The sequence below is a fragment of the Corynebacterium sp. HMSC077D03 genome, assembly GCF_001808545.1.
Lineage (GTDB): Bacteria > Actinomycetota > Actinomycetes > Mycobacteriales > Mycobacteriaceae > Corynebacterium > Corynebacterium simulans.
On record NZ_KV793686.1, the window covers coordinates 166,452 to 189,529 of the forward strand.

Annotated in this window: 22 protein-coding genes, 1 tRNA gene and 2 pseudogenes; 18 read left to right on the plus strand and 7 right to left on the minus strand. The window is 61.2% G+C overall.

Annotated features, from left to right (window positions below):
- The 4 genes and pseudogenes from HMPREF2888_RS04605 to HMPREF2888_RS13185 form a co-directional block, all read left to right on the plus strand.
- A partial coding sequence (locus tag HMPREF2888_RS04605) for an ArsA-related P-loop ATPase (protein WP_070518438.1) occupies positions 1-1,282 on the plus strand: 1,282 nt, incomplete at its 5' end.
- A gap of 118 nt (positions 1,283-1,400) precedes the next feature.
- Positions 1,401-1,520 (plus strand): annotated as a pseudogene (locus tag HMPREF2888_RS12425) (IS3 family transposase); the annotation flags it as partial.
- Positions 1,521-1,554: 34 nt separating this feature from the next.
- A complete protein-coding gene (locus HMPREF2888_RS04610) occupies positions 1,555-1,944 on the plus strand; it encodes a permease (RefSeq protein ID WP_256374948.1) in 390 nt (129 codons plus the stop codon).
- Between the two features lie 30 nt (positions 1,945-1,974).
- A complete protein-coding gene (locus HMPREF2888_RS13185; RefSeq protein WP_256374946.1) occupies positions 1,975-2,100 on the plus strand; it encodes a hypothetical protein in 126 nt (41 codons plus the stop codon).
- A 124-nt stretch (positions 2,101-2,224) separates the two neighbouring features.
- Here HMPREF2888_RS13185 and HMPREF2888_RS04615 read toward each other — a convergent pair whose 3' ends face one another.
- Complete coding sequence (locus HMPREF2888_RS04615; RefSeq protein ID WP_061925658.1) at positions 2,225-2,644, minus strand: arsenate-mycothiol transferase ArsC; 420 nt, start codon at positions 2,642-2,644, stop codon at positions 2,225-2,227.
- Entirely contained in the window at positions 2,641-3,759 is a 1,119-nt protein-coding gene (arsB, locus tag HMPREF2888_RS04620) for an ACR3 family arsenite efflux transporter (RefSeq protein ID WP_061925737.1), read from the minus strand. The genes HMPREF2888_RS04615 and arsB overlap by 4 nt, the downstream gene beginning before the upstream one ends.
- An 86-nt stretch (positions 3,760-3,845) precedes the next feature.
- Between arsB and HMPREF2888_RS04625 the strand changes: the two genes are divergently transcribed.
- A complete protein-coding gene (locus HMPREF2888_RS04625; protein ID WP_070518371.1) occupies positions 3,846-4,193 on the plus strand; it encodes an ArsR/SmtB family transcription factor in 348 nt (115 codons plus the stop codon).
- Positions 4,194-4,214: 21 nt separating this feature from the next.
- Complete coding sequence (locus tag HMPREF2888_RS04630; RefSeq protein ID WP_070518372.1) at positions 4,215-5,222, plus strand: ArsO family NAD(P)H-dependent flavin-containing monooxygenase; 1,008 nt, start codon at positions 4,215-4,217, stop codon at positions 5,220-5,222.
- Positions 5,223-5,878: 656 nt separating this feature from the next.
- Here HMPREF2888_RS04630 and HMPREF2888_RS04635 read toward each other — a convergent pair.
- Positions 5,879-6,478 carry a cadmium resistance transporter gene (locus HMPREF2888_RS04635; protein WP_070518374.1) on the minus strand — a complete coding sequence of 200 codons (600 nt, stop codon included), beginning with the start codon at positions 6,476-6,478 and terminating at the stop codon, positions 5,879-5,881.
- The gene (locus HMPREF2888_RS04640; protein ID WP_003849933.1) at positions 6,475-6,834 is read right to left on the minus strand and encodes a Cd(II)/Pb(II)-sensing metalloregulatory transcriptional regulator CmtR; all 360 of its coding nucleotides are present in this window, start codon (positions 6,832-6,834) and stop codon (positions 6,475-6,477) included. The genes HMPREF2888_RS04635 and HMPREF2888_RS04640 overlap by 4 nt, the downstream gene beginning before the upstream one ends.
- 1,110 nt (positions 6,835-7,944) lie before the next feature.
- Here HMPREF2888_RS04640 and HMPREF2888_RS04645 point away from each other — a divergent pair.
- The gene (locus HMPREF2888_RS04645) at positions 7,945-8,181 is read left to right on the plus strand and encodes an exonuclease domain-containing protein (protein WP_235591099.1); all 237 of its coding nucleotides are present in this window, start codon (positions 7,945-7,947) and stop codon (positions 8,179-8,181) included.
- Here the strand turns inward: HMPREF2888_RS04645 and HMPREF2888_RS04650 are convergent.
- On the minus strand, positions 8,159-9,640 hold the full coding sequence (locus HMPREF2888_RS04650) for a multicopper oxidase family protein (protein ID WP_070518376.1): 1,482 nt from the start codon (positions 9,638-9,640) through the stop codon (positions 8,159-8,161). The genes HMPREF2888_RS04645 and HMPREF2888_RS04650 overlap by 23 nt on opposite strands.
- Positions 9,641-9,711: 71 nt before the next feature.
- On the minus strand, positions 9,712-10,281 hold the full coding sequence (locus HMPREF2888_RS04655) for a CueP family metal-binding protein (RefSeq protein ID WP_023020258.1): 570 nt from the start codon (positions 10,279-10,281) through the stop codon (positions 9,712-9,714).
- Between the two features lie 403 nt (positions 10,282-10,684).
- Between HMPREF2888_RS04655 and HMPREF2888_RS04660 the strand changes: the two genes are divergently transcribed.
- The 5 genes and pseudogenes from HMPREF2888_RS04660 to HMPREF2888_RS12450 form a co-directional block, all read left to right on the plus strand.
- Positions 10,685-11,407, plus strand: coding sequence for a response regulator transcription factor (locus tag HMPREF2888_RS04660; RefSeq protein WP_061925638.1), 723 nt, complete (start codon positions 10,685-10,687; stop codon positions 11,405-11,407).
- Positions 11,404-12,531 (plus strand): sensor histidine kinase, encoded by a 1,128-nt coding sequence (locus HMPREF2888_RS04665; RefSeq protein ID WP_061925635.1) that lies wholly within the window; start codon positions 11,404-11,406, stop codon positions 12,529-12,531. The genes HMPREF2888_RS04660 and HMPREF2888_RS04665 overlap by 4 nt, the downstream gene beginning before the upstream one ends.
- A gap of 139 nt (positions 12,532-12,670) precedes the next feature.
- Positions 12,671-12,997 carry a heavy-metal-associated domain-containing protein gene (locus HMPREF2888_RS04670; protein WP_023020261.1) on the plus strand — a complete coding sequence of 109 codons (327 nt, stop codon included), beginning with the start codon at positions 12,671-12,673 and terminating at the stop codon, positions 12,995-12,997.
- Between the two features lie 51 nt (positions 12,998-13,048).
- On the plus strand, positions 13,049-15,283 hold the full coding sequence (locus tag HMPREF2888_RS04680; RefSeq protein ID WP_083296615.1) for a copper-translocating P-type ATPase: 2,235 nt from the start codon (positions 13,049-13,051) through the stop codon (positions 15,281-15,283).
- Positions 15,284-15,376: 93 nt separating this feature from the next.
- Positions 15,377-15,742, plus strand: a pseudogene (locus HMPREF2888_RS12450) (IS6 family transposase); the annotation flags it as partial.
- 191 nt (positions 15,743-15,933) lie between these two features.
- On the opposite strand, the gene HMPREF2888_RS04690 reads toward HMPREF2888_RS12450, so the two are convergent.
- A tRNA-Leu gene (locus tag HMPREF2888_RS04690) sits at positions 15,934-16,018 on the minus strand.
- 190 nt (positions 16,019-16,208) lie between these two features.
- Between HMPREF2888_RS04690 and HMPREF2888_RS04695 the strand changes: the two genes are divergently transcribed.
- The 6 genes from HMPREF2888_RS04695 to HMPREF2888_RS04720 are packed head-to-tail and all read left to right on the plus strand — an operon-like array spanning position 16,209 to position 23,076.
- Positions 16,209-17,042: a DUF3662 and FHA domain-containing protein gene (locus HMPREF2888_RS04695; protein ID WP_062036439.1), complete on the plus strand. Its 834-nt coding sequence runs from the start codon at positions 16,209-16,211 to the stop codon at positions 17,040-17,042.
- 28 nt (positions 17,043-17,070) lie between these two features.
- On the plus strand, positions 17,071-17,523 hold the full coding sequence (locus HMPREF2888_RS04700) for an FHA domain-containing protein FhaB/FipA (protein ID WP_061925626.1): 453 nt from the start codon (positions 17,071-17,073) through the stop codon (positions 17,521-17,523).
- The gene (locus tag HMPREF2888_RS04705) at positions 17,520-18,863 is read left to right on the plus strand and encodes a PP2C family protein-serine/threonine phosphatase (protein ID WP_070518379.1); all 1,344 of its coding nucleotides are present in this window, start codon (positions 17,520-17,522) and stop codon (positions 18,861-18,863) included. Before HMPREF2888_RS04700 ends, HMPREF2888_RS04705 begins: the two co-directional genes overlap by 4 nt.
- A complete protein-coding gene (locus tag HMPREF2888_RS04710; protein WP_061925620.1) occupies positions 18,864-20,216 on the plus strand; it encodes an FtsW/RodA/SpoVE family cell cycle protein in 1,353 nt (450 codons plus the stop codon).
- On the plus strand, positions 20,213-21,640 hold the full coding sequence (locus HMPREF2888_RS04715; protein ID WP_070518381.1) for a penicillin-binding transpeptidase domain-containing protein: 1,428 nt from the start codon (positions 20,213-20,215) through the stop codon (positions 21,638-21,640). Before HMPREF2888_RS04710 ends, HMPREF2888_RS04715 begins: the two co-directional genes overlap by 4 nt.
- 2 nt (positions 21,641-21,642) lie before the next feature.
- The gene (locus tag HMPREF2888_RS04720; RefSeq protein WP_070518383.1) at positions 21,643-23,076 is read left to right on the plus strand and encodes a serine/threonine-protein kinase; all 1,434 of its coding nucleotides are present in this window, start codon (positions 21,643-21,645) and stop codon (positions 23,074-23,076) included.
- Positions 23,077-23,078: the final 2 nt, after the last annotated feature.

Sequence of the window (23,078 nt, forward strand, 5' to 3'; positions counted from 1 at the left end):
AGCCCCACACACAAACAACTTGACACGCTCTGATAAAGGCGCGGGCGATGCCTCGTGTCTGGGGCCGATGTCGGGGCTGGAGAAGAATCGGCAAACCTATCACGAGGCGGTCGCCGCTCTGTCTGACCCGGCACAAACTTCACTGGTTCTGGTGGCCAGAGCTCAAATCTCGACTCTGCAGGAAGCTAACCGTTCCACCGGTGAACTACTTGAGATGGGAATCGAACCGGCACTGTTGGTGATCAACGGCATCCTGCCAGTAGGCGCCGCTACTGATCAGCTGTCAGAGTCAATTTATGCCAGGGAGCAGGCATTACTTGATGGCCTTGCCACAAATCCTGAGCTGAGCGCGATCAATAGTATTCCAACGGTACGGCTCGAGTTGAAGGCTAACCCGGTGATGGGGGTAGACGGCCTATTACACCTGGGCGAGCCTGACGATAATGAAAGTTCGAACGCGGGTCGCGCCCTAGAGCCGGGCTTGACGCAGTCCGTTTCAAATTCGCACGTTGATTTATCCAATCTGGTGGATGAGCTAGCAGAGGGGAAACCGAAACTCGTCTTGTGCATGGGCAAAGGTGGGGTTGGCAAAACCACCGTGGCGCAAATGCTGGCATTGGAGCTCGCTAAGCGCGGCAAGCCGGTACATCTGTCCACCACGGACCCTGCGAATCACCTCGATGGTTCCCTCGAAGACAGCGTCAAAGGTTTGACGGTGTCATCTATCGATCCTGACGCGGTGACGGCTAGCTACCGAGAAGAAGTGCTCGCCAGCAAAGGCGCTTCTCTCGATGCCGACGGGTACGCACAGTTGGAGGAAGACCTGCGCTCCCCGTGCACAGAAGAAGTGGCCGTTTTCAACGCATTTTCTGAGGTCGTATCAACGGCTGAAAACCAATGGGTTGTCCTCGACACCGCCCCCACCGGGCACACCCTGCTGTTACTGGACGCCACTGGGTCCTACCACCGCGAACTCATGCGTCAATCTGGACGTGACGATTCTGCGACCACGCTCCAACACTTGCAAAATGCGGAAGTGACCCGGCCAATCCTCGTGACACTGCCAGAAACCACGCCAATGCTCGAGGCGCAATCCCTCGCAGCTGACCTGTCGCGAGCAGGTATTGAGTCGTGGGCATGGGTAATCAACCAGTCGCTCCCAGCAACCGAGACCTCCTCACCGTTCCTGTTACGACGAGCCAATGCGCAACAGGGGGTAATTAATTCGGTCGTTGACCAGGCAGGGGTACAAGTGGTTCAACTACCCGTCATACCCGACTAAGAACTATGCAAATATCGATTTGCCGAAGCTAAGTCGTATAGGTCACCTCGTCTCTTCAGCCAGTTTTAAACTGTTGGATAGACGAAGTGGCCGTTTTTCTGAGACTTGAATAGCTTTGTTCACCGCTGCAGTCGACGAGTACATCCAGTGGTACAACACGCAACAACTCCAACAACGACTCAAGGGCCTGGCCCCGATGCAATATCGGAGTCAGACCCTTGAAACCCTAACCGCCTAGAGTTAAACCAGTCCAACTTTCGGAGGCAAGTTCAATCCGTCAGGCATGGGACGATCTTCGCCCCATGCTCCTTCCGATGATCATCGGCGTGGCCATCGGTGCATTCATCTACGGGGTCGTGCCCGAAGACGGCCTGAGATTTATGGCCGGTGGAAACGTCTGGTGGCTGATTCCACTGGCTGCGGCGATCGGTATCCCGCTGTATGTCCGACTGGAGACGATGCTGCCGGTCGCCTTGGCTTTATCGGGTGCCGGGGTGGCCATCGGCCCGATCTTCGCGATGATGATCAGCGGGTCCGGGGCCTCGCCACCGGAAATCTCGATGTTGGAGGCAGTGTTCAAGCCGAAACTGTTGGCTACCTTCGTGATCACGATTCTGCTGCCGGCCATGCTGGCTGGCTACGCGATGACGATCATCCTCTAAACCACGTACCTCTAACGAAAGGAGACCCTCATGGGCTTCAAAGAGCTGTTTCACAAGAAGAATACGAACTCCGATTGCTGCAGTATCGAGATCGTCGCCGACGACACCGACACCACCAGTGGCCAGGAGGAGGAGCATCCGCAGGCTCAGTCCTAACCTGCCACGCTCCTGGTATCTACCAGCATGTCCGGTTTCAGGCCGACGACGCTGATGATCAGTTCAGGCATCAACGACCCCGCGCGAGTTCGCGCGGGGTCGTTGATGGTGTGAGGTGGGGTGATCAGTTCTCGAGCAGCTCGGCAACGAGCCGGCGTACACGCGTGTCGATATCGTCACGGACCAGACGCATGCGCTCGATCCCCTCTATCCCCCTCCTAGACGGCTCGTCGGTCACCCACCGTTCGCACGTTCCGTGGGCGTCGTCGGGAAGCTCCAGCTGGGCATCACCTCCCAGGATGATCACGCGGTCAACCTCGCGCAACAGCTGTGGATCTACACCCTTAGGATGGCCTGCGGACATGTCGGCACCGGCCTCGGCGATCACCTCGACGGACTGGGGGTTGAGCTTCGTGCCGGGTCTCGTGCCGGCGGAGTGGATCTCGATCCGGTCACCAGCGTGCTTAGCGGCTAGGGCTGCGGCCATTTGGGACTTGCCGCCGTTGCCGACGCAGACGAACAGAACTGTTGGGCGGGTGCTCATGAGGTGAAGGTCTCCTTCTCGGATACAGCAGTTTGCGAGGACGGTGTCGAGGATACGGGTAGGGTCGGATCCTGGGGGAAGAGTTTCGGTCCCAGCCACCGCATGGTGTAGACCAGGCCGACAAGCACCGGGATCTCGATCAACGGGCCGATCGTACCGGCCAGCGCCTGTGCGGAGGTCGCCCCGAAGGTGCCGATGGCCACGGCGATGGCCAGCTCAAAGTTATTGCCCGTGGCCGTAAACGACACCGACGCCGACTGGGCGTAATTCATTCCCGACGCCTTCGCAGCAATCAGTCCGACGGCGAACATGCCGACGAAGTAGGCCAGCAGCGGCACAGCCACGCGGGCCACGGTCCACGGCTGGGAGGTAATCTGCTCGCCCTGCAGGGAAAACAGCAGCACGATGGTATAGAGCAGGCCGACCAGTGCCAGCGGGGAGATCTTCGGCAGGTAGGTGTTTTCGTACCAGGCACGGCCCTTGGTTTTTTCACCGATGATCCGGGAGGCCACTCCGGTGGCCAGCGGGATGCCAAGGAATACGAGCACGGAAGCCACGATCGACCAGAAGGAAAATTCGGCCGAGGTAGTCTCCAGGCCCAGCCAGGCCGGCAGGACCTGGAGGTAGAACCAGCCGAGTACGCCGAGCATGATGACTTGGAACACCGAGTTAATCGCCACCAGCACGGCCGTGGCTTCCCGGTCACCACATGACAGATCACTCCAGACGAGCACCATCGCAATACACCGAGCCAGGCCGACGATGATCAACCCGGTGCGCAGTTCCGGCTGATCTGGCAGGAAGATCCAAGCCAAGGCAAACATGAAAGCCGGACCGACCAGCCAGTTGAGGACGATGGACACCGTCATCAGGCGTTTATCGGCGGCGATCTCGGCGGCCTTGTCGTAGCGAACCTTCGCCAGTGGCGGATACATCATCACCAGGAGGCCAAGCGCTATCGGCAGGGAAATCCCACCGACCTCTAAAGCGCCCAAGGCGTCACTAATACCGGGGACCACCCGGCCGATGAGTAGGCCAGCGGCCATCGCGAGAATGATCCAGACCGGCAGGAAGCGATCTAAAAAGGTCATGCGTGGGCGGTTATCAACATTCATATTCATACGAGCCTTTCACAGTATTGACAAGCATCAATACAAAAAGTAGCTTTCATATTGATGATTGTCAATATAGAATGGTTGGTATGACACTCTCGCAGACTCTCCCGCTGGCGGACTTGTCCGACTGTTGCTCACTGGGTGCTGGCCCCTTGACCAGTGGTGAGGCCGAACGCTATGCCACATTGTTCAAGGTGTTGGCCGATCCCGCCCGCCTGCGTTTGCTATCGCAGTTGGCGGCCGAAGGCTGCGGCCCGGTCAGCGTCGGGGAGCTAACAGAGACGTCGGGGTTGAGTCAGCCGACCGTGTCGCACCACCTGAAGCGGTTGACCGAGGCCGGGTTATTGGACAAGGTCCGGGTCGGTCGGACGGTGACCCATCAGGTGCGCCCGGAGCTGTTCGCGGAGCTGCGCACCGTGTTGCAAATGGACTGAATCACCACCGACGAGAAGGAGATGACCATACACGTGACCAGCAAAGACTTCGAGGCGATCATTATTGGCGGTGGCCAGGCGGGGCTGGCCACCGCCTACTACCTGCTGCGAGCAGGCGTGGACATCCTGGTCCTCGACGATCAGGAGGATGCGGGTGGGGCGTGGCGGCATGTGTGGCCATCAATGACGTTGTTTTCCACCGCGGAGTTTTCCAGCCTGCCGGGCAAGCCTATGCCAGCCTACGAGGGGTTTCCACCGTCGGACCATGTCATCGACTACCTTGCCGACTATGAGCAGCGCTACCGGATCCCCGTCGAGCGCCCCGTGCACGTGGACCGCGTCGAGCGGGTGGCTGGAGGCTACCGCCTCCACGCCGGTGATCGGTCGTGGACGGCTCCCCATGTCGTAGCCGCCACCGGTACCTGGTCTACTCCCTTCGTTCCGGCCTACCCGGGATTGTTTACCGGCACGCAGTGGCATTCGGCGAACTATCCGGGGGTGGGCCCCTTCCAGGGGTCGTCCGTGGCTGTGGTGGGGGCGGCGAACTCCGCCGCGCAGATCGCCGCCGAGCTCACCGGTGTTGCCGAAGTCATCTGGTATACCCGCCATCCACCACGGTGGATGCCCGATGAGGTCGACGGACGGGTGCTGTTTCGCCGGAACCGGCAACGCGCCCTGGCCGTCCAGCGCGGCGAGACCGATCCAGGGGCCGACTCGGAGCTCGGCGACATTGTCGTGCTGCCTCAGGTGCGCGCTGCCCGCGACGCCGGATGGTTGGCGGCGACGCCGATGTTTAACTCCCTCAACGAAGTACGGGCCGATCATCTGATCTGGTGTACCGGGTTTCGGCCGTCCCTCGGGCCGGTGCGCCGGCTCCTAGCCGGCACGACCCCAAAATACCCGGGCCTGCACCTGGTCGGTTACGGCGACTGGACCGGCCCCGGATCCGCCACGCTCACCGGGGTAGGCCCCTACGCCAAGCAGACCGCACGGACCATCGCGGACTCATTCGGCATGACCGTCAAGTAATCCCCGCCTGGCTGGCAACCCCGAGGGGCATTCTGTCGTCAGCACAACGAGAGGAGTGGAGTTTCGATCGCTGCAGGAAACACCGACACCTCATCCTCCGGGGGCCGAAAAGTGTTCCACATCTTCCCGCCCGGCGGAGTTTGAATGTGATCCGATCCGGGAGCGGAGACAGGCCGGTCTGGAGGCTGCCTGGGTTCGTGGCCGCACGGAAAGCCGGCCACCACTGCTCAGCGGGGACAAGCTGCGCACCGCGCGGGAAAATCCGCGAGAAGGTCAGTTACCACCCCTGAACCCTCGCGGTGGCGTGTCAGAAGTCGGTATATCTATCGTCGGGACATCCCCAGTTCTTCGGCGACCGCATCAGCAGTGCTTACTCCGACACGAGCTCTAGGCCACGGGCTTCGTCCTCGTTTGAGAACCAGCCGGTGGCCTTGGTCGGGCTACGCCGCAAGCGGTGGCGCGTTGGGGAAAGCGTCGGTGCTAGTCTCATTGCGTCCGCGGGTGAAATTGGGTAGCCGAAAGTTTAATTGCTGGGATTCTGTAAACTCTGTGTGATTAGATTCACACGCCCCGACAGCGCTTCAAAAAGACCTTCCAGGTGTTATAGGAGCCACCGATAACGCCCGGTCGGGGCCGTTTGGAACGCTGCCGCTACGTCAGAGCCCGAAGGCTCCGCCGCTGACGAGGATCACGATACCGAGGCCGATGAGAACGATGGGAAAGAGGATGTGCTCAAAGCGTTCGAGCACTTCCGCGATCGGGGGGCGGGTTGCGACGAACCTTGCCAGGGCCACCAGGACCGCAACGAGCGCGAGGAAGATAACACAGTAGGCGACTACTGCGAGAGGCTCCACGCTGAGGAATACAGGGGTGTAGACGCCGATATTGTCGCCGCCGTTGGCAAAGGTGACGCCTGCGACCGCCCCCACGCCGACCTTCTTGCCGGCAACCTTGGCCTCGTCATCGTCGTCACCGTCTCCGCGCCAGGCCTCCCATGCAGCCCAGAGGCCGAGGCCCAGAGGGATGAGACCAAAGTATGGAATGGCTGCCGGGGGCAGAAATGCTCCGGCGCCGGTGGTCACAAGGATCGCGGCGACGAGGATGCCCGCGAATCCGAGGTACTGGCCGGCCAGAATGCGGGCGGTGGTGCCGCGCCGGCCTGCCCCTCGCGCGAAGAAGAGGGAGAGCACGATGATGTCGTCGATGTTGGTAGCTGCGAACAGGCCTATCGCCTGCAAGACCGAGGTGAGGATCATGCGTCCTCCCCAGCTGCGTAGCACCCGGGAAGCGTGCAGACGGGATCGATGCACGGGGCGTCTTCGTCTACTGCCAGGGTGGCATCGACCAGTGCTGTCAGTGCCTGTGCCAGGTGCGGATCGGCGATCTCGTATCGTGTCCGACGCCCCTCTGGCTCGGAGACGACAATCCCACAATCGCGCAAGCATGTCAGGTGGTTGGACACGTTCGGGCGTGTCAGGTCCAGATCTCGGGATAGTTCCGCCGGGTAGGCGGGATGGTCGAGCAGGGTCAAGATGATCCGGGATCGAGTGGGGTCGGCCAGTGCACGACCCAGGCGGTTCATCACGTCGAGACGCGAAGCAATAGTCAGCATGCGCTGAACTATACAGCGATCGCTGAACTAGTCAAGTTCCGGGTAGCGGTGCAGCTGTGTGCGCTGCTGAAGAGACAGTGAAAGTAGCAGAGATGGCGCAGATTCCGGCAAAGTTGCGAAAACAGCTGAACCACGCTCGTTTCTGATGATCGGCCCATGTGCGATTTGTGCCGCGCCGAAGGCAACCGAATTGGCTCGAAGTTCCGTAGCGTTGAAAGTTTCCGCTCGAACCATAAGTCACCGGAGGTGCTCACCTTTGACGAACTTGTCGAACGTTCACCGTGGAGCGTGGAGCTTGCCGAGAGGCAGGAAGAGTCGGAAGCGGAATTTCCTGACTTCCCGTTCTCAGGAGCGCTCCTGCTCACGTCAAAAATTTACTTCTGTTGTGTAACCCGAGGCGAAACTGCGTGTAACCGGGGTGTTGCCGCGGACCTAATACATCTGGTCAGGAAGTTTCATAAAAGCCCCTCGTCCGTCACGGGGCTTTCAAGAAACATCTTCAATCTTTCCACGAAACCCCTGGCCGGCCGAAGGAAAACGGCGCTCAATAAAAGGAAACTCCCCTAGTGCTTCTCGTCGTTGGAAGCACTAGGGAAGAATCCATATCCGCAGTACGGGATATGCTCTTTAAAAAGCCATGCTGAGCTGCCATCGTGAACATCACACCATCGAAATCCGGAGATGGAAACCACAGAAGTTTCCACTCCGGTTCTTTTTATTTTTCCTAGTCGCAGTTCTTCTGCTTAGTACGCAGCATATCCATGCTCATCAATCATGTACTGGGTAGCAGTATTTAATTCCTGCTGGGAAATATCCCGCAAACTCGGCCCCGCCGCTGACCCTCCCCAGTGGTCGTAGTAGCGGGGGTTGGGGTGGAGTTCGGATAGTCCTGCGAAGTGCTCATAGCACTAAGGCAACCACACCCACGCCCGCTACGAAAGGCCAACCACACTAACCTTGTGGACAACCCGCACAGGGCTAGTGTGGTTATCCACAGAAATCCACGTTGGTTGCAGTGTTCGATAGCGTTTAGGCGGGCATGTCGGTATGGGCCTCTTGGCTTGAGGCATAGGCTTTTTAGAAAACCTCCTCAACCGCTACACCCCACGCATGCCGTGCGAGCCGGTCTTTGCGGTCATTGATACCGAAACCACCGGCTTTAACAAGCGCTATGACCGCATCATTGGACTTGCTGCCATGCGCGCTGACGCGAACTTCAATCCCGTTGACTCCTGGCACACATTGCTCACCCCTGACACCAACGCCGTGTTCACTACTCGGGGGACACCCCCGCCCACCTCGGCATTCAACCCTGCTGTGGGGGTTACTCGTAGCGAAGCGAGCTGAGCATCCCGGTTTCCATGTGATAGGCGTTATGGCAGTGAAATGCCCACTCACCGGGGTTGTCAGCGATCAGGTCGGCGATCATGGTTTCACCGTGGCGGAGAAGGACGGTGTCCTTGCGTAGTCCGCCGCTGCCGGGCAGCGCCCACGTGTGGCCGTGGATGTGCATGGGGTGGGGCATCATGGTCCTGTTGCGCATGACCATCCGCAGGCGCTGGCCCTCCTGCACGGTCGCGGAAGAGGATTGGCCGTCGGTGAGAATGCTCCATTCGTACGGCATCATCTGCCCGCCCAGGTCGATGCTGACTTCTCGGTCTGGTGTGTCCTCGGGTAGGAGTGCACGGTCTGCTGGCTTCAGGGAGGACAGAAGCAGTCCGGTGGACGACAACTCGGGGAAGTCGACATCGGGGTGGGGGGCCTGGCCGCCGGCGGTGCGGATGACGGCGAAGGCGCGGTCGTCCTTACCCACCGCCAAAGCCGTGAGCGGGAAGATGCCGTCGCCGAGGATGACCTCGACGTCGACACGCTCGCCCATCGACAGGTAGATCGATTCGGTCTCCCGGGGCTGGACGGGGAAGCCGTCGGTGTGGGTGACGGTCATGCGGTGACCACCGAGGGCCACCTTGAAGATGGTGTCACCGCCGGAGTTGATAAACCGTAGGCGGGCCTTGTCGCCCGGGTGAGCCTCGAAGGTCCGGTGAGCACGGGGGATACGTCCGTTGATGAGGTAGTGCGGATACATCACATCGCCGGCATCCCCGCCCAGTACCCGGTCCGGGATGCCGTGCATCATATGGCCGTGGCCTCCCATCCCCTTCTTCCCGTTATGGTCGCCCGAACCCATTCCGGTGAGCTTGTCGAGCTCATCGTCGGGAGTGCCCTGAATGCCATCGACCCAGTCGTCGAGCACGATGGTCCACTCGACGTCCTGGTCCTCAGCGTCTTGCGGGTCACGGACTATCAGTGGGGCGTGGAGGCCGCGATCAAGCTGCAGGCCGGAGTGGGAATGGTAGAAGTAGGTGCCACCGTGGGGGACTTCAAAAACATAGGAGAAAGACTCGCCAGGTTCAATGGGGTCCTGGGTCATGCCGGGCACACCATCGGCTGCGTTGTGGAGTGCGATGCCATGCCAGTGGATGGAGGTGCTCTCAGGCAGTTCATTGGTGATATCGACCTGGAGGACGTCGCCGGCGGTGGCCTCAATGGCCGCATCCCCGGTGTCAGAGACGTATCCCCACGTCTTGGCTTCGATGCCGCCGATATCCAGAGAGAGGGGCCGGGCGGTCAGTGTCCGGCGCACCGTCGGCTCACCGAGCGCAGTGGGGGTGGGAGTGGGGCGAAGAGAGGAACCTGGTGCCGAGGCAGCGGGTCCAGGGTCGCTGGTGCAGGCGGCCACGGCCCCGGTGCCGGCAAGGACGAGCCCGCCGAGCAGAAACTGTCGTCGGGAAAATCCGTTCATCATGATTTAACCTTCCTTGGTGTTAGATTTCAGTGACACGGGAGACAGGCGCAGGTGAGGACCCTGCTGAGCCATCACGTCAGGTGCAGGTCTGTGACACAGGTGGCACCGTCGTCGGCGGTGGAAAACTCCGCGGTGCCGGTGCGCCCTTGGTAGCTGACCTCAATCAGGCCGGTGGCATCATCGGGAAGCCAGAAGCCAATAAACCCGTTGTCGAAGGTGGTTGTCGCCTCGTCCACCAGCACCTCACCGGTCGCCTCATCGGTGATCGTGACCTGGATATCCTCATTGTCGAGTTCCCCCAGGCAGGTCGTGAGGCTGTGGTAGAAGCAGTCGTGGGTGGAGGTGAGATAGGGTGCGATCGAGACATACGTCTGATTGTCGGGAAGATCGACCACGACTTCCTGGTCATCGCTCGAGAGCAGCAGTTCATCGGCACGCACTGAGGCGATCAGATCCGTGGGACGCTCAGTGACCTTCTGCCGGTCGAGGTGATCAATGATCTCCACCGCGTCCATGGCGGCCAGGCCATGGGTAGTCAGGAATGTATCCTGGGACACCGTCCCGTCGGCGGTGGGTTCCGGGTCCGCGGCCGAACACCCCGTGAGGGCGAGGGCGGCGGCTGCGATCGCTGCTCGTTTCACGTCAATCTCCTTGGATCGTGGTAAGACCGTGAGAAGGCACCGCCTCAAGGTCGATGCCATACCTTTATCTAGCACGGGTGCCTGACGGACTAGAAATCAAAAACCCTGCTCACAGCTTTATAACAGGGCGAAAAGAGGGTGAATTCGGTGGGCTGGGTCACCACCGGGACACCACCCCACAGCCGTGGGCGATGTCCTTCTACTCGCCCCGGGTATGCGGTGCAGGCAGTGAAATCCCTGGTGGCTCCTGCTGAACCGACCAGGGGAGGCGATGCTGCTGGCCCGGGGTGGGGCACAGGGGCGACGGCGGTCGAAGGGTGATGTTTGAAGATTTGATGAAGATTTCCCCGCCGGGCACTGAGCGAGGGTGGTATTCCCCCTGACCGGAGCGATACTGGGGTCTATGGCTGACCGCACACCGACCACCACCACGCCCCCGGGGCGGGTGCTGGTCGTCGATGATGAACAACCCCTGGCTCAGATGGTGGCCTCCTACCTCATCCGGGCCGGTTTCGATACCCGCCAGGCGCACACCGGCACCCAGGCCGTGGACGAGACCCGTCGCTTTTCCCCCGATGTTGTGGTGCTGGATCTGGGGCTGCCCGAACTCGACGGCCTGGAGGTGTGCCGACGGATCCGCACCTTCTCGGACTGCTACATCCTCATGCTCACCGCGCGTGGCAGCGAGGACGACAAGATCAGCGGTTTGACCCTGGGGGCGGATGACTACATCACCAAACCTTTTAGCATCCGGGAACTGGTGACCCGGGTGCATGCGGTGCTGCGCCGCCCGCGCACCAGCACCACCCCACCGCAGGTGACCACCCCCTTGATCGTTGGTGACCTCATTCTTGACCCCGTCGCCCATCAGGTGCGGGTGGGGGAGACGACTGTGGAGCTCACCCGCACGGAGTTCGAGCTGCTGGTTGCCCTGGCCCTGCGCCCCGGCCAGGTGCTGACCCGCCACGACCTGGTCACCAAGGTCTGGGACACCACCTGGGTCGGTGATGACCGTATCGTCGATGTCCACATCGGCAACTTGCGTCGCAAGCTCGGCACCGACACCCAGGGCCGGGGGTTTATCGACACCGTGCGTGGCGTGGGCTACCGGGTGGGGCAGCCATGAATCACGGACCCGGCCTGACCTTCCGCTTCCTGGCCGCCCAGGTGTTGGTCGTGGTGATTAGCCTGCTAGTGGCCGCGGCCGTGGCCACGATGGTGGGCCCGACCCTGTTCCATGATCATATGTTGATGACCGGCCGGGAGGACCCCTCGCTGGAGCTGTTCCATGCCGAGCAGGCCTACCGGGGCGCTAACCTGATCACCCTGGTCGTCGCCCTGCCCACCGCCTTGATCTGCGCCCTGCTGGCCAGCCTGTGGTTATCGCGTCGTCTGCGCACCCCCCTGCAGGATCTCACCCGCGCCGCTACCAGCCTGACGGCCGGCAACTCCCGTATCCGCGTGCCCGCCGGAAAAGCAGGCCCCGAGGTCACCACCCTGGCGCATGCCTTCAACACCATGGCCGACCGGTTGGAACACACCGAACAGGTCCGCCGCCAGATGCTCTCTGATCTGGCCCACGAAATGGGCACCCCCTTATCGGTGCTCACGGTCTACCTCGATGGTCTCCAGGACGGGGTCGTGGACTGGAATAATGCCACCCACACGATCATGGCTGACCAACTCACCCGCCTGACCCGGTTGATGGAAGACATTGACGATGTCTCCCGGGCCCAGGAACACCGGATCGATTTGGACCTGGCGGAGGAAGGGCTCGGGAATCTGCTCCATACCGCCGCTGCTGCCGCGGGGGAAGCTTATGCTGACAAAGGCGTCGATTTACAGGTCGAGACCATTACAGACACCGCCCGGGTGCTCGTGGACCGGCAACGCTTCGGCCAGGTGATGAGCAATCTCCTGTCGAACGCGCTACGGCACACCCCGGCCGGCGGACAGGTCCGGATCAGCGTCCACCGACAGGGGGCGTCCACCGCGCTCATCCACGTCGCCGATGACGGCGAGGGCATCCCATCTGACCAGCTCGGACACATCTTCGAACGCTTCTACCGGGGGGATGCCGCCCGCAGCCGGGACGCCGCCGGGGCCGGTATCGGTCTGACCATCTCCAAGGCATTGATCGAGGCCCACGGCGGCACTCTCACAGCCACCTCCCCCGGACCCGGTCGCGGAGCGGTGTTTGCCCTCCACCTCCCGCTGTCCCCTTCCGACAGTGAGGAGGTTGCTCGGTGACCACACCCTGCCCCGCGTGAGGGCCGCGCCCTCCACCCTTGAAAATATACCCCGGGGGGGTATGCTGAAAATATACCCCCTGGGGGTATACGCTAGAGGGCGGCATCTCCGCACCCCACCGAACCGAAGGAGCTTTCCCATGATCACCTCCCCGCCCCGCCTTTTGCCGATGGCCTCCCACGGCTGCAGCTGTTGCGGACCTGCCTCACGTGCCGACACCGCCTCCATCCCTGCCGCCAGCGACTCGTCAGCAGGAGGGTCCTCCCCTAGCTACCAGGTCACCGGCCTGACCTGCGGGCACTGCGCGAAAAGCGTGACCCAGGCCCTTCAGGCCCTCCCCCAGGTCGACGACGTCCAGATTGATCTCGCTGCTGGTGGAGTTTCCACCGTCACGGTCACCGGTGTCGTACCTCCGGAGATGGTTTGCCGGGCCATCGAGGAGGCCGGCTACACCGTCTTATCCTGATCAGTCTTACCCATCATCTCGATCCCGACCGGGTTGAGCGAAAGGAACGTCATGAGCACTCCCCACCATTCCGGTGATCACCATGGTGATCACCCCGCTCCGGAAACAGACCACACCCACCACCCAGATCATGCCAGCCACGAACACCACGCAGATCCCGACACCCACGGCCAGGCGATGCCCCACGATCACCCGCACTCCGCCCTGGACGAAGACCACCACGTGCATGGTCACGGCGAACACGCCGGACACAGCACCGCAATGTTTCGGGACCGCTTCTGGTGGTCTCTGATTCTGTCCATTCCCGTCGTTATTTTCAGCCCCATGGTCGCCCACCTGCTCGGCTACCACCTCCCGGCATTCCCCGGATCCACCTGGATCCCCCCGGTGCTAGGCACAATCATCTTCGTCTACGGCGGAACGCCTTTCCTCAAGGGCGGATGGAAAGAACTGAAATCCCGCCAACCCGGGATGATGCTCCTGATCGCCATGGCCATCACCGTGGCGTTTGTCGCCTCCTGGGTCACCACTCTGGGGCTGGGCGGTTTTGAGCTGGACTTCTGGTGGGAGCTGGCCCTGCTGGTGACCATCATGCTGCTGGGCCACTGGCTGGAGATGTCCGCTCTCGGGGCCGCGTCCTCCGCGCTTGATGCGCTGGCTGCCCTGCTGCCGGATGAGGCCGAGAAAGTCATCGACGGGACCACCCGCACCGTGGCCATCTCCGAGCTGGTCGTCGACGACGTCGTGCTGGTGAGGGCCGGTGCCCGGGTGCCGGCCGACGGAACCATCCTCGACGGAGCCGCCGAATTCGATGAGGCGATGATCACCGGCGAATCCCGTCCCGTCTTCCGCGACACCGGTGACAAGGTGGTCGCCGGTACCGTGGCCACCGACAACACCGTCCGCATCCGGGTGGAGGCTACCGGCGGGGACACCGCCCTGGCCGGGATCCAACGCATGGTTGCTGACGCCCAGGAGTCCTCCTCCCGGGCCCAGGCCCTGGCGGATCGGGCGGCGGCGTTGTTGTTCTGGTTCGCGCTGATCTCCGCTCTGATCACCGCGGTGGTGTGGACCATCATCGGCAGCCCGGACGATGCCGTGGTGCGCACGGTCACGGTGCTGGTCATCGCCTGCCCGCACGCCCTGGGCCTGGCGATTCCGCTGGTCATTGCGATCTCCAGCGAGCGGGCTGCGAAATCCGGGGTGCTCATCAAGGATCGGATGGCGCTCGAGCGGATGCGCACCATCGACGTGGTGCTCTTCGACAAAACCGGTACCCTGACCGAGGGTGCGCACGCGGTCACCGGTGTCGCGGCAGCTGTCGGCGTCACCGAGGGCGAGCTGCTGGCCCTAGCCGCCGCCGCGGAGGCCGACAGCGAGCACCCCGTGGCCCGCGCCATCGTGGCGGCCGCGGCCGCCCATCCCGAGGCCTCCCGTCGGCAAATCCGTGCAACTGGTTTCAGCGCCGCCTCCGGCCGGGGGGTTCGGGCCACTGTCGATGGCGCTGAGAGCCTCGTGGGCGGGCCGAACATGCTGCGCGAGTTCAACCTCACCACCCCGGCCGAGCTCACCGACACCACCAGCGCCTGGACCGGGCGTGGGGCCGGTGTGCTCCATATTGTCCGCGACGGTCAGATCATCGGTGCGGTGGCCGTCGAGGACAAGATCCGCCCCGAATCCCGCGCCGCCGTGAAAGCCCTGCAGGACCGCGGGGTGAAGGTCGCGATGATCACCGGCGACGCGCAGCAGGTGGCCCAGGCGGTTGGTCAGGACCTAGGCATTGATGAGGTCTTCGCCGAGGTCCTGCCCCAGGACAAAGACACCAAGGTCACGCAGCTGCAGGACCGGGGTTTGAGCGTGGCCATGGTCGGTGACGGTGTCAATGACGCCCCCGCTCTGACCCGCGCGGACGTCGGTATCGCCATCGGTGCCGGCACGGATGTGGCCATGGAATCTGCCGGGGTGGTCCTAGCCAGTGATGACCCGCGGGCAGTGCTGTCGATGATTGAGCTGTCCCAGGCCAGCTACCGCAAGATGATCCAGAACCTGATCTGGGTCTCTGGCTACAACATCCTCGCCGTGCCGTTGGCCGCCGGAGTGCTCGCCTCGATCGGGTTCGTGCTGTCCCCGGCCGTGGGCGCGATCTTGATGTCTGCCTCGACCATCGTGGTGGCCCTGAACGCCCAGCTGTTGCGCCGCATTGATCTGGATCCGGCTCACCTGGCTCCGACCGATTCGAAAGAGGAACACACCACGCCTACTCCGGCATCCACCGCCGTCCACTGATCCACCACTTCTCTCCACTGCCCCCATATGACCCTGAAAGGTGCTGTTGCAAAGTTGGGGCAGTAGGAAGAGTGACGTGAAATAGTCACAGCCATGGGTATCTTTTCCGGTCGTCATTTCCCCCGTGACATTATTCTGTGGGCAGTAGGTGGTACTGCCGCTACGGGGTGAGCTACCGCGCTCTGGAGGAAATGATGACCGAGCGGGGCGTGCCGGTCGATCACACCACGATCTACCGCTGGGTCCAGAAATACGCCCCTGAGCTGGACAAGCAAACGGCAGGTACCTGACTGGCAGGCCAGTTCCTGGTGGGTGGATGAGACCTATATCCGGGTCGGCGGCAGGTGGTGCTACCTCTATCGGGCGATCACAGCCGGTGGCCAGACCCTGGACTTTTACCTCTCTCCGAAGCGAAACGTGGCCGCAGCGAAGCGTTTCCTAGCCAAGGCCGTCAGATCAAGACAACAAGCAAGATGACTTGTTGACACCATCGAAAACAAAAGTACGAAAGCCGAGAGTGGGAGTTCGGATGTAAATCCCCACACTTGCAATCCTTGACCGCCAAAGTTCAGAAAAACAAAGAAACCGAAGGTCACGAACCCTTTCGAGTTTGTTACCTCCGGTGTCACAGTTTGTACAACTGCTCAGCGTGCCCGGGGCGGGACTTGAACCCGCACGTCCTATAAGGACACTGGCACCTGAAGCCAGCGCGTCTGCCAATTCCGCCACCCGGGCTGGGTACCTAAATGTCTTGGCGACCAATTAACATTAGCACGCAGTAGCTAAGAATCTACAAATCCGCAGGCAAACACGAAGTTTTCTGGGGAAAAGCCCCTTAAAAGCATCGGAACTTTAGGCGGCGCGGCTACGTTTAGAAGGGGTAGGCACCCTATAATTAGCCTGTCATAGAAAAGGAGGACAGCACGTGGCAATTTTTGAAAAGCTCGCGAAGCTGGATTCCGCCATGCAACGAGGCTTGGACAATGGCATGGCCTTTGTCTTCGGAGGCAAGGTCGTTCCCGCGGAGATTGAAGAGCTCCTCAAGCAGGAGGCGCAGGACAATCTCGCACGCGGTGATGACGAAAACCTCTACAGCCCCAACGTCATGACAGTAGGCGTATCTTCCAAGGACTTGGAAAACCTCTCCCGTGACCCAGATCTGCCCGCAGATTTCGCCGACCAACTCACCCGCTTTGTTAGAAACCACGGCTGGTCATTCGCCGGCCCGGTCATCGTACGCATCGCGGAGGAATCAGGATTACGTACAGGACAGCTTCGAGTGTCTTCGTTTATTGATCACGAACCCGCCGAGGAAACCGGATTCGACGCAATCTTCCACGAAGACGATGGTCAGGAGGACCACATGAGTAACCCGTTTAATGCAGACGAGGCAGCAACCACCACTTTTATGGCACCGGATCAAAATCCAGAGCAGCCACACTCGCAGGGCCCCGCAGTGAACTTGATGCTGCAGGATGGTTCCTCCCGCGTGTACCACGTGCGGGAAGGTTCCAACATCATCGGCCGCAGCAACGACGCCGACCTTCGCCTGCCCGACACTGGCGTTTCCCGCCAGCACGCGGAGATTACGTGGAACGGACAGGATGCCGTCTTGGTAGATTTGCAGTCCACCAACGGCACCACTGTCAACGAGACGCCAATTGAAAACTGGCTGCTAGCCGACGGAGACGTCATTACCATGGGACACTCCCACATCGAGGTCCGTATCACCGGCACCGAGAACAACCACAACTACTAAACCCCGCCGAGAAAGTAAGGAGGTCACCATGGATTCAGTCGTTTTGCTAGCTCTTCGCATCGGCCTTCTGGCACTGTTGTGGCTTTTCATCTTGGTGGCCTTGAACGCAATGCGCCGGGACGCCAATAAGGCTGCCGGCGTCTACCAGCCTTCGGCGCAGGCGAAGGCCACTCCGCGGCGTCGCGAAACGCCCAAGCAGATCAACATCGTGGACGGGCCCCTGCGTGGCTCCCACATGCAGCTCGGCACGCTCGAAGAGTGCACCATGGGCCGTGCGCAGGACTGTGACTTTGTCACCGGCGATGACTTTTCTTCCGGTCATCACGCGCGCCTGTTCCGCCGCGGCAGCGAGTGGTTTGTGGAAGATCTGGAATCCCGCAACGGCACCTTCGTGGGTGGCGTTCGCATCGATCAGCCGGAGCGAGTTGGCGTTGGCACCGACATCAAACTTGGCCGCACGACCGTGAGGTTGATGGCATGACTTTAAGCCTTAAATTCACCGCGATCACAGATCGCGGTCTAGTACGCCAAAACAACGAGGACAGCGCCCACGCTGGTCCCCATCTTTTGTTATTGGCAGACGGAATGGGCGGCCACGCCGCCGGCGAGGTGGCCTCCCAGCTCATGGTTGAGCACTTGGAGCACCTCGACCAAGACCCCGAAGACAATGACATGCTCGCGCTGCTGGGCGCCGCGGCGGAGGATGCAAACGCGTCCATTTCCGCACACGTCGAGCAGCATCCAGAGACCGAGGGCATGGGCACCACGCTGACCGCGATGATGTTCAACGGCACCGAGTTCGGCGTGTGCCACGTGGGTGACTCCCGCGGCTATCGCCTGCGCGACGGCAAGCTGACCCAGGTAACGCGCGATGACACGTATGTGCAGTCCCTGGTGGATGAGGGTCGCCTCGACCCCGAGGACGTTTCCTCCCATCCGCAGAAGTCGCTGATTCTTAAGGCCTATACCGGCCGCCCGGTGGATCCCACCTTGTTCATGCTGGATGCCAAGGTCGGAGACCGCCTGCTACTGTGCTCCGATGGTCTTTCGGATCCGGTTACGGCAACCACCATCGAACTGGCACTTTCGCAAAGCACGCTTGACGACGTCGCGGTTACCCTCCGCGATCTCGCCCTGCGTTCCGGCGGCCCAGACAACGTCACCATCGTCTTGGCCGAGGTAGTCGAGGGCAAAGGCGATAGCTCGCCGGTCAAGGTCGGCGCCATCGCAGGCGTCGTACCTGAGCCGACACACCCGGATTCCTCCGCCAGCCGCGCGGCTGCGCTAACAAGGCCACGGGAGGCGTCGCCTGCGCCCCAAGAAGAGGAAGACGACACCGAGGAACCTCACAGTCCAAAGAAGAAAGTTGGTTGGAAGGTAATCGGCGCCCTCGTAGTGGTGCTCGCGCTCGTCATCGGCGGCGGATTCTGGACCAAGAACGAGATTTCTAACAACTTCTACGTCGCCACCGACGAAGAAGGGGCACTCAGCATCGAGCAAGGCGTAGATTTCTCAGTCTTTGGGCGTTCTTTGCACCACAAATACCAAAATGCGTGCGTCGATAAAGCAAACACGCTGCGTCTCGGATCCACTCCGTGTGAGGGGGATTTCGCCCCGTTCAAGGTCACTGACCTGCCAGATTCCGAGCGCGCGGCCGTAGATAACCTGCCTTCGGGTTCCTATGCCGAGGTACAAACCCAGCTTTCGAGCCTGTCCTCCAAGGCACTCAAGCCGTGCATCAGCACGCCGAGCAAGAAGACGGACGAGAAGCTAGAGAAGAAAACCGCTAAACCAGGAATCACGTGCCGGGAGGTGAGCTAAGTGAAGAAGATCTTTTCCCGCGGCACTGAGCTCGGGCTGCTGATTCTGGCGGCCGTGGTCTTTGCCATCACCACCGTCAGCCTGGAACTTTCCCAGGGCAATATTTTGACCATGGATGTCCTCTACCTCATCGGTGGATTCATCGGCGTCTTTACCGTCGCCCACCTGGTGCTGTGCTTCCTGGCGCCGCATTCGGATCAGCTCATGCTGCCGATTGTGTCTCTGCTCAACGGCACCGGCCTGGTCATGCTGGCGCGCCTCGACCTCGTCAATGACGGCGACCTGGCCCGGCGGCAAGTGATGTGGACGATCGTCGGCCTTATCCTCTTCGTGCTGGTGCTGGTTGTATTGCGGGATCACCGCTCCCTCACCCGCTACTCCTACATCCTGGGCGCAGCCGGTCTCATCCTGCTGGCGCTGCCGCTGGTGTGGCCGCAGCCGCCGGGAGTCGAGGCGCGTATTTGGCTGTGGCTGGGCCCATTTTCTATCCAGCCTGGCGAGTTCTCGAAGATCATGCTCATCTTGTTCTTCGCCATGTTGCTTACCCAAAAGCGCTCGCTGTTCACCGTTGCCGGTTACCGCTTCTTGGGCCTTTCCCTGCCGCGTCTGCGTGACCTCGCGCCGATTCTGGTGATTTGGGGAATAGCCATCGTCATCATGGGCATCTCCAATGACTTCGGCCCGGCGCTGCTGCTGTTCACCACCGTCCTCGGCATGCTGTTTATGGCAACTGGCCGTGTCAGCTGGCTGCTCATTGGCCTGCTCTTGGTAGGCGTTGGTGGTTTTGGCATCTACCAGATCTCTTCGAAGATCCAAACGCGCTTTTCCAACTTCCTGGACCCGCTGGGCAACTACGACAGCGGCGGTTATCAGCTTTCCCAGGCACTGTTCGGCATGTCCTCCGGCGGCATCTCCGGAACGGGCTTGGGCCAAGGCCACCCAGAGATCGTCCCAGTGGCGCACTCCGACTTCATCCTCGCCGGCATCGGTGAGGAGTTCGGCCTCATTGGCCTAGCCGCCGTGCTGGTCATGTTTGGCATGCTGGCTTCTCGCGGTTTCAATACCGCGCTGAAGTCCCGTGATTCCTACGGCAAGCTGGTTGCATCCGGTTTGTCGCTGACCCTGGCAGTCCAGGTCTTCGTGGTCACTGGCGGTATTTCCGCCATGCTGCCGATGACCGGCCTGACCACCCCATTTATGTCGGCTGGCGGTTCCTCGCTGATGGCTAACTACATGCTTCTGGCAATCCTGCTGCGCATCTCTAACGCGGCTCGTCGCCCAGCGCGTGAGACCAGCAGCAATGCGCCTACCGATACTTCCATGTTCCCCGCCGTACAGGAGGCAACCCGATGAATAAGTCGATCCGCCTCGTCTCTCTCTTTGCCATCCTCTTGACCGCAGTGTTGCTCGTAAACCTCACCGTGGTGCAGGCATTTTCAGAGGACAAGTACGCACATAACCCGAAGAACATGCGCGGTTTCTACGCCATGCAGACCACCCCGCGTGGCCAGATCTTCGCCGGCGATACGGTGCTGGCTAAGTCCACCGAGGATTCCGAGGGCAAGTACTCGCGTTCCTACCCCACCGACTCGCCAGCCTTTTCCAACATCACCGGCTACCTTTCCACCCAGTTCGGTGCTTCCCAGTTGGAGGCTTCCCAGAATGAGATCCTCAACGGCACCGACGATTCCCTCCTCACCCAGAACTGGCTCGACACCATTTCCGGCAAGGAAAAGGTAGGCGCCAACGTTGAGGTCACCATCGATCCTGCGCTGCAGCAGGCCGCCTATGATCAGCTGGTTGGCCCGGGTTACAACGGCGCGGCGGTGGCCATCCAGCCTTCCTCCGGCAAGATCCTGGCCATGGCTTCCTCGCCGAGCTACAACACCAATGATCTCCTCGGTGAAAACGCCGACGAGACCTGGAGAGCGCTGCAAGAGCAGGAGGGCACCCCGCTGCTCAACCACGCCACGCAGGAAACCCTGCCTCCTGGTTCCATCTTCAAGATCATCACCACGGCCGCCGGCCTCAACAATGGTTTCAACCCCGGCTCCTCGCTGACGGGTGCTAATTCCATCGTGCTGCCGGACTCCGTGACGGAGCTGACTAACTACGGCAACCAGATGTGTGGCGGCTCCCAGTCCGTTACCTTGCAGACTGCCTTCGCCCTTTCCTGCAACACCGCCTTCGTGGAGATGTCCGAGTCCATCGGCGCTGATGAGCTGCGCAAGTACGCGGAGGCTTTCGGCGTGGGCGAAAAATATGATCTCGGAGTTAACAGTGCCGCCGGTAATTTGGGCGAGCTTGCCGACGGCGCGCAGGTTGCCCAGTCCGCCATCGGTCAGCGAGACGTGACCATGTCTGCACTGCAGGCGGCCATTATGGCCGGCACTGTAGCCAACAAAGGCAAGCGCATGGAGCCTTACCTCATCAACCGCATCACTGATGCGCAGATGAATGAGATCCGCGCGACCAAACCCCGCCAAGCCGAGCAAGCGGTAACGGAGGATGTTGCGAACACGATCAAGGAATTGATGTACGGTTCGGAGCACTCGACCTTCGGCTACGATGGCAACTCCTTTGCTTCCAAGACCGGCACCGCAGAGCACGGCGATGGCCTGGCTCCACACGTGTGGTACGTCGCGTTCGATCCGGACCGCGACATTGCCGTCGCCGTCGTGGTCAAAGACGGTGGCAATCTCGGCGAGTCTGCCACCGGCGGCCAGGTTTCTGCCCCTATCGGACGCACCATCCTGCGCGCATATGGAGGACAGTAAAAGTGAGCAACTCAGATAATAAAGAGCATCTCCAAGCCCTCATCGGCGATGACTACCAGCTGCAGTGGATCATCGGCCACGGAGGCATGTCCACCGTGTGGCTGGCTGACGACGTCCGCGGTGACCGCGAGGTAGCAATCAAGGTACTGCGCCCTGAGTTTTCCGACAACACCGAGTTCCTCAGCCGTTTCCGCAACGAGGCTCAGTCGGCAGAGTCGATTACCTCTGAAAACGTGGTGGCCACCTATGACTACCGCGAGCTCGAGGACAACGGCCGTACCTTCTGCTTCATGGCGCTCGAGTACGTCCGCGGCGAGTCCCTCGCCGATCTTCTAGCCCGCGAGGGCGCCCTGCCGGAGACCCTCGCGCTCGATGTCATGGAGCAGGCAGCGCATGGCCTCGCCGTGATCCACCGCATGGGTTTGGTGCACCGCGATATCAAGCCCGGCAACCTGATGATCACCCAGAACGGGCGGGTCAAGATCACCGACTTTGGCATCGCCAAGGCAGCAGCTGCGGTTCCTCTCACGCGCACCGGCATGGTGGTCGGCACTGCGCAGTATGTCTCCCCAGAGCAGGCACAGGGTCTCGATGTCACGCCGGCTTCCGATGTCTATTCCTTGGGCGTCGTGGGCTACGAAATGCTCGCCGGCAAGCGCCCGTTTAGCGGCGATTCCTCGGTGTCCGTCGCGCTCGCGCACATTAGCCAGGCACCGGAGCCACTCTCGACGTCGATTAGCGCCCCTGCTCGTGAGCTCATCGGGATTTCTCTGCGCAAGGATCCCACCACCCGTTTTGCGGACGGCAACGAGTTCACCAACGCCGTCGCCGCAGTGCGCAACGGCCAACGCCCGCCACAGCCTAAGTCGGGGGCATTGGCACCAATGGCGGCCGAGCCTTCCCCTTCCGCATCCACGGAGATGCTCGCCAGCGTGGCCAACCCCAAAACCGCCACCCCGGAGCGCGCCCCAGTCAAGGACACCCCACACCCCGTGCCAAAGGAGAAAAAGAAGAGCTCTGGATTTGGTGTAGGCCTTCTTATTGCTGCCGCATTGGCCGCCTTGGCGGCATTGGGATTCTTCGCGGCAAACTTCTTCAAAGGCGCAGGCGAGTCCACGGAGCCCACCACTCCGCCGGAATCCATCGTGGTTACGGAGTACCGCGATCCCGTAACAACCGAGGTCGTTACCCCCGAAGAAACCACGGAAGATACCCCTGAGCAGGTCACTGTCACCACCACGCACTCGGTTGAGGAGGAGACACCTACGCAGGAGAAAAACACCCCGACCCGGCCGGTTCATACCCCCACGCAGCAGGAAATCCCTACTACTGTCCAGCAGGAGACCGAAGTCAATGAAACACCAACGTCTCCAACCGCAGTAGACTCGCTGCCTGATAACCCCCTAGAAAATCTACTACCCCAGGATGGTGCCTAGAA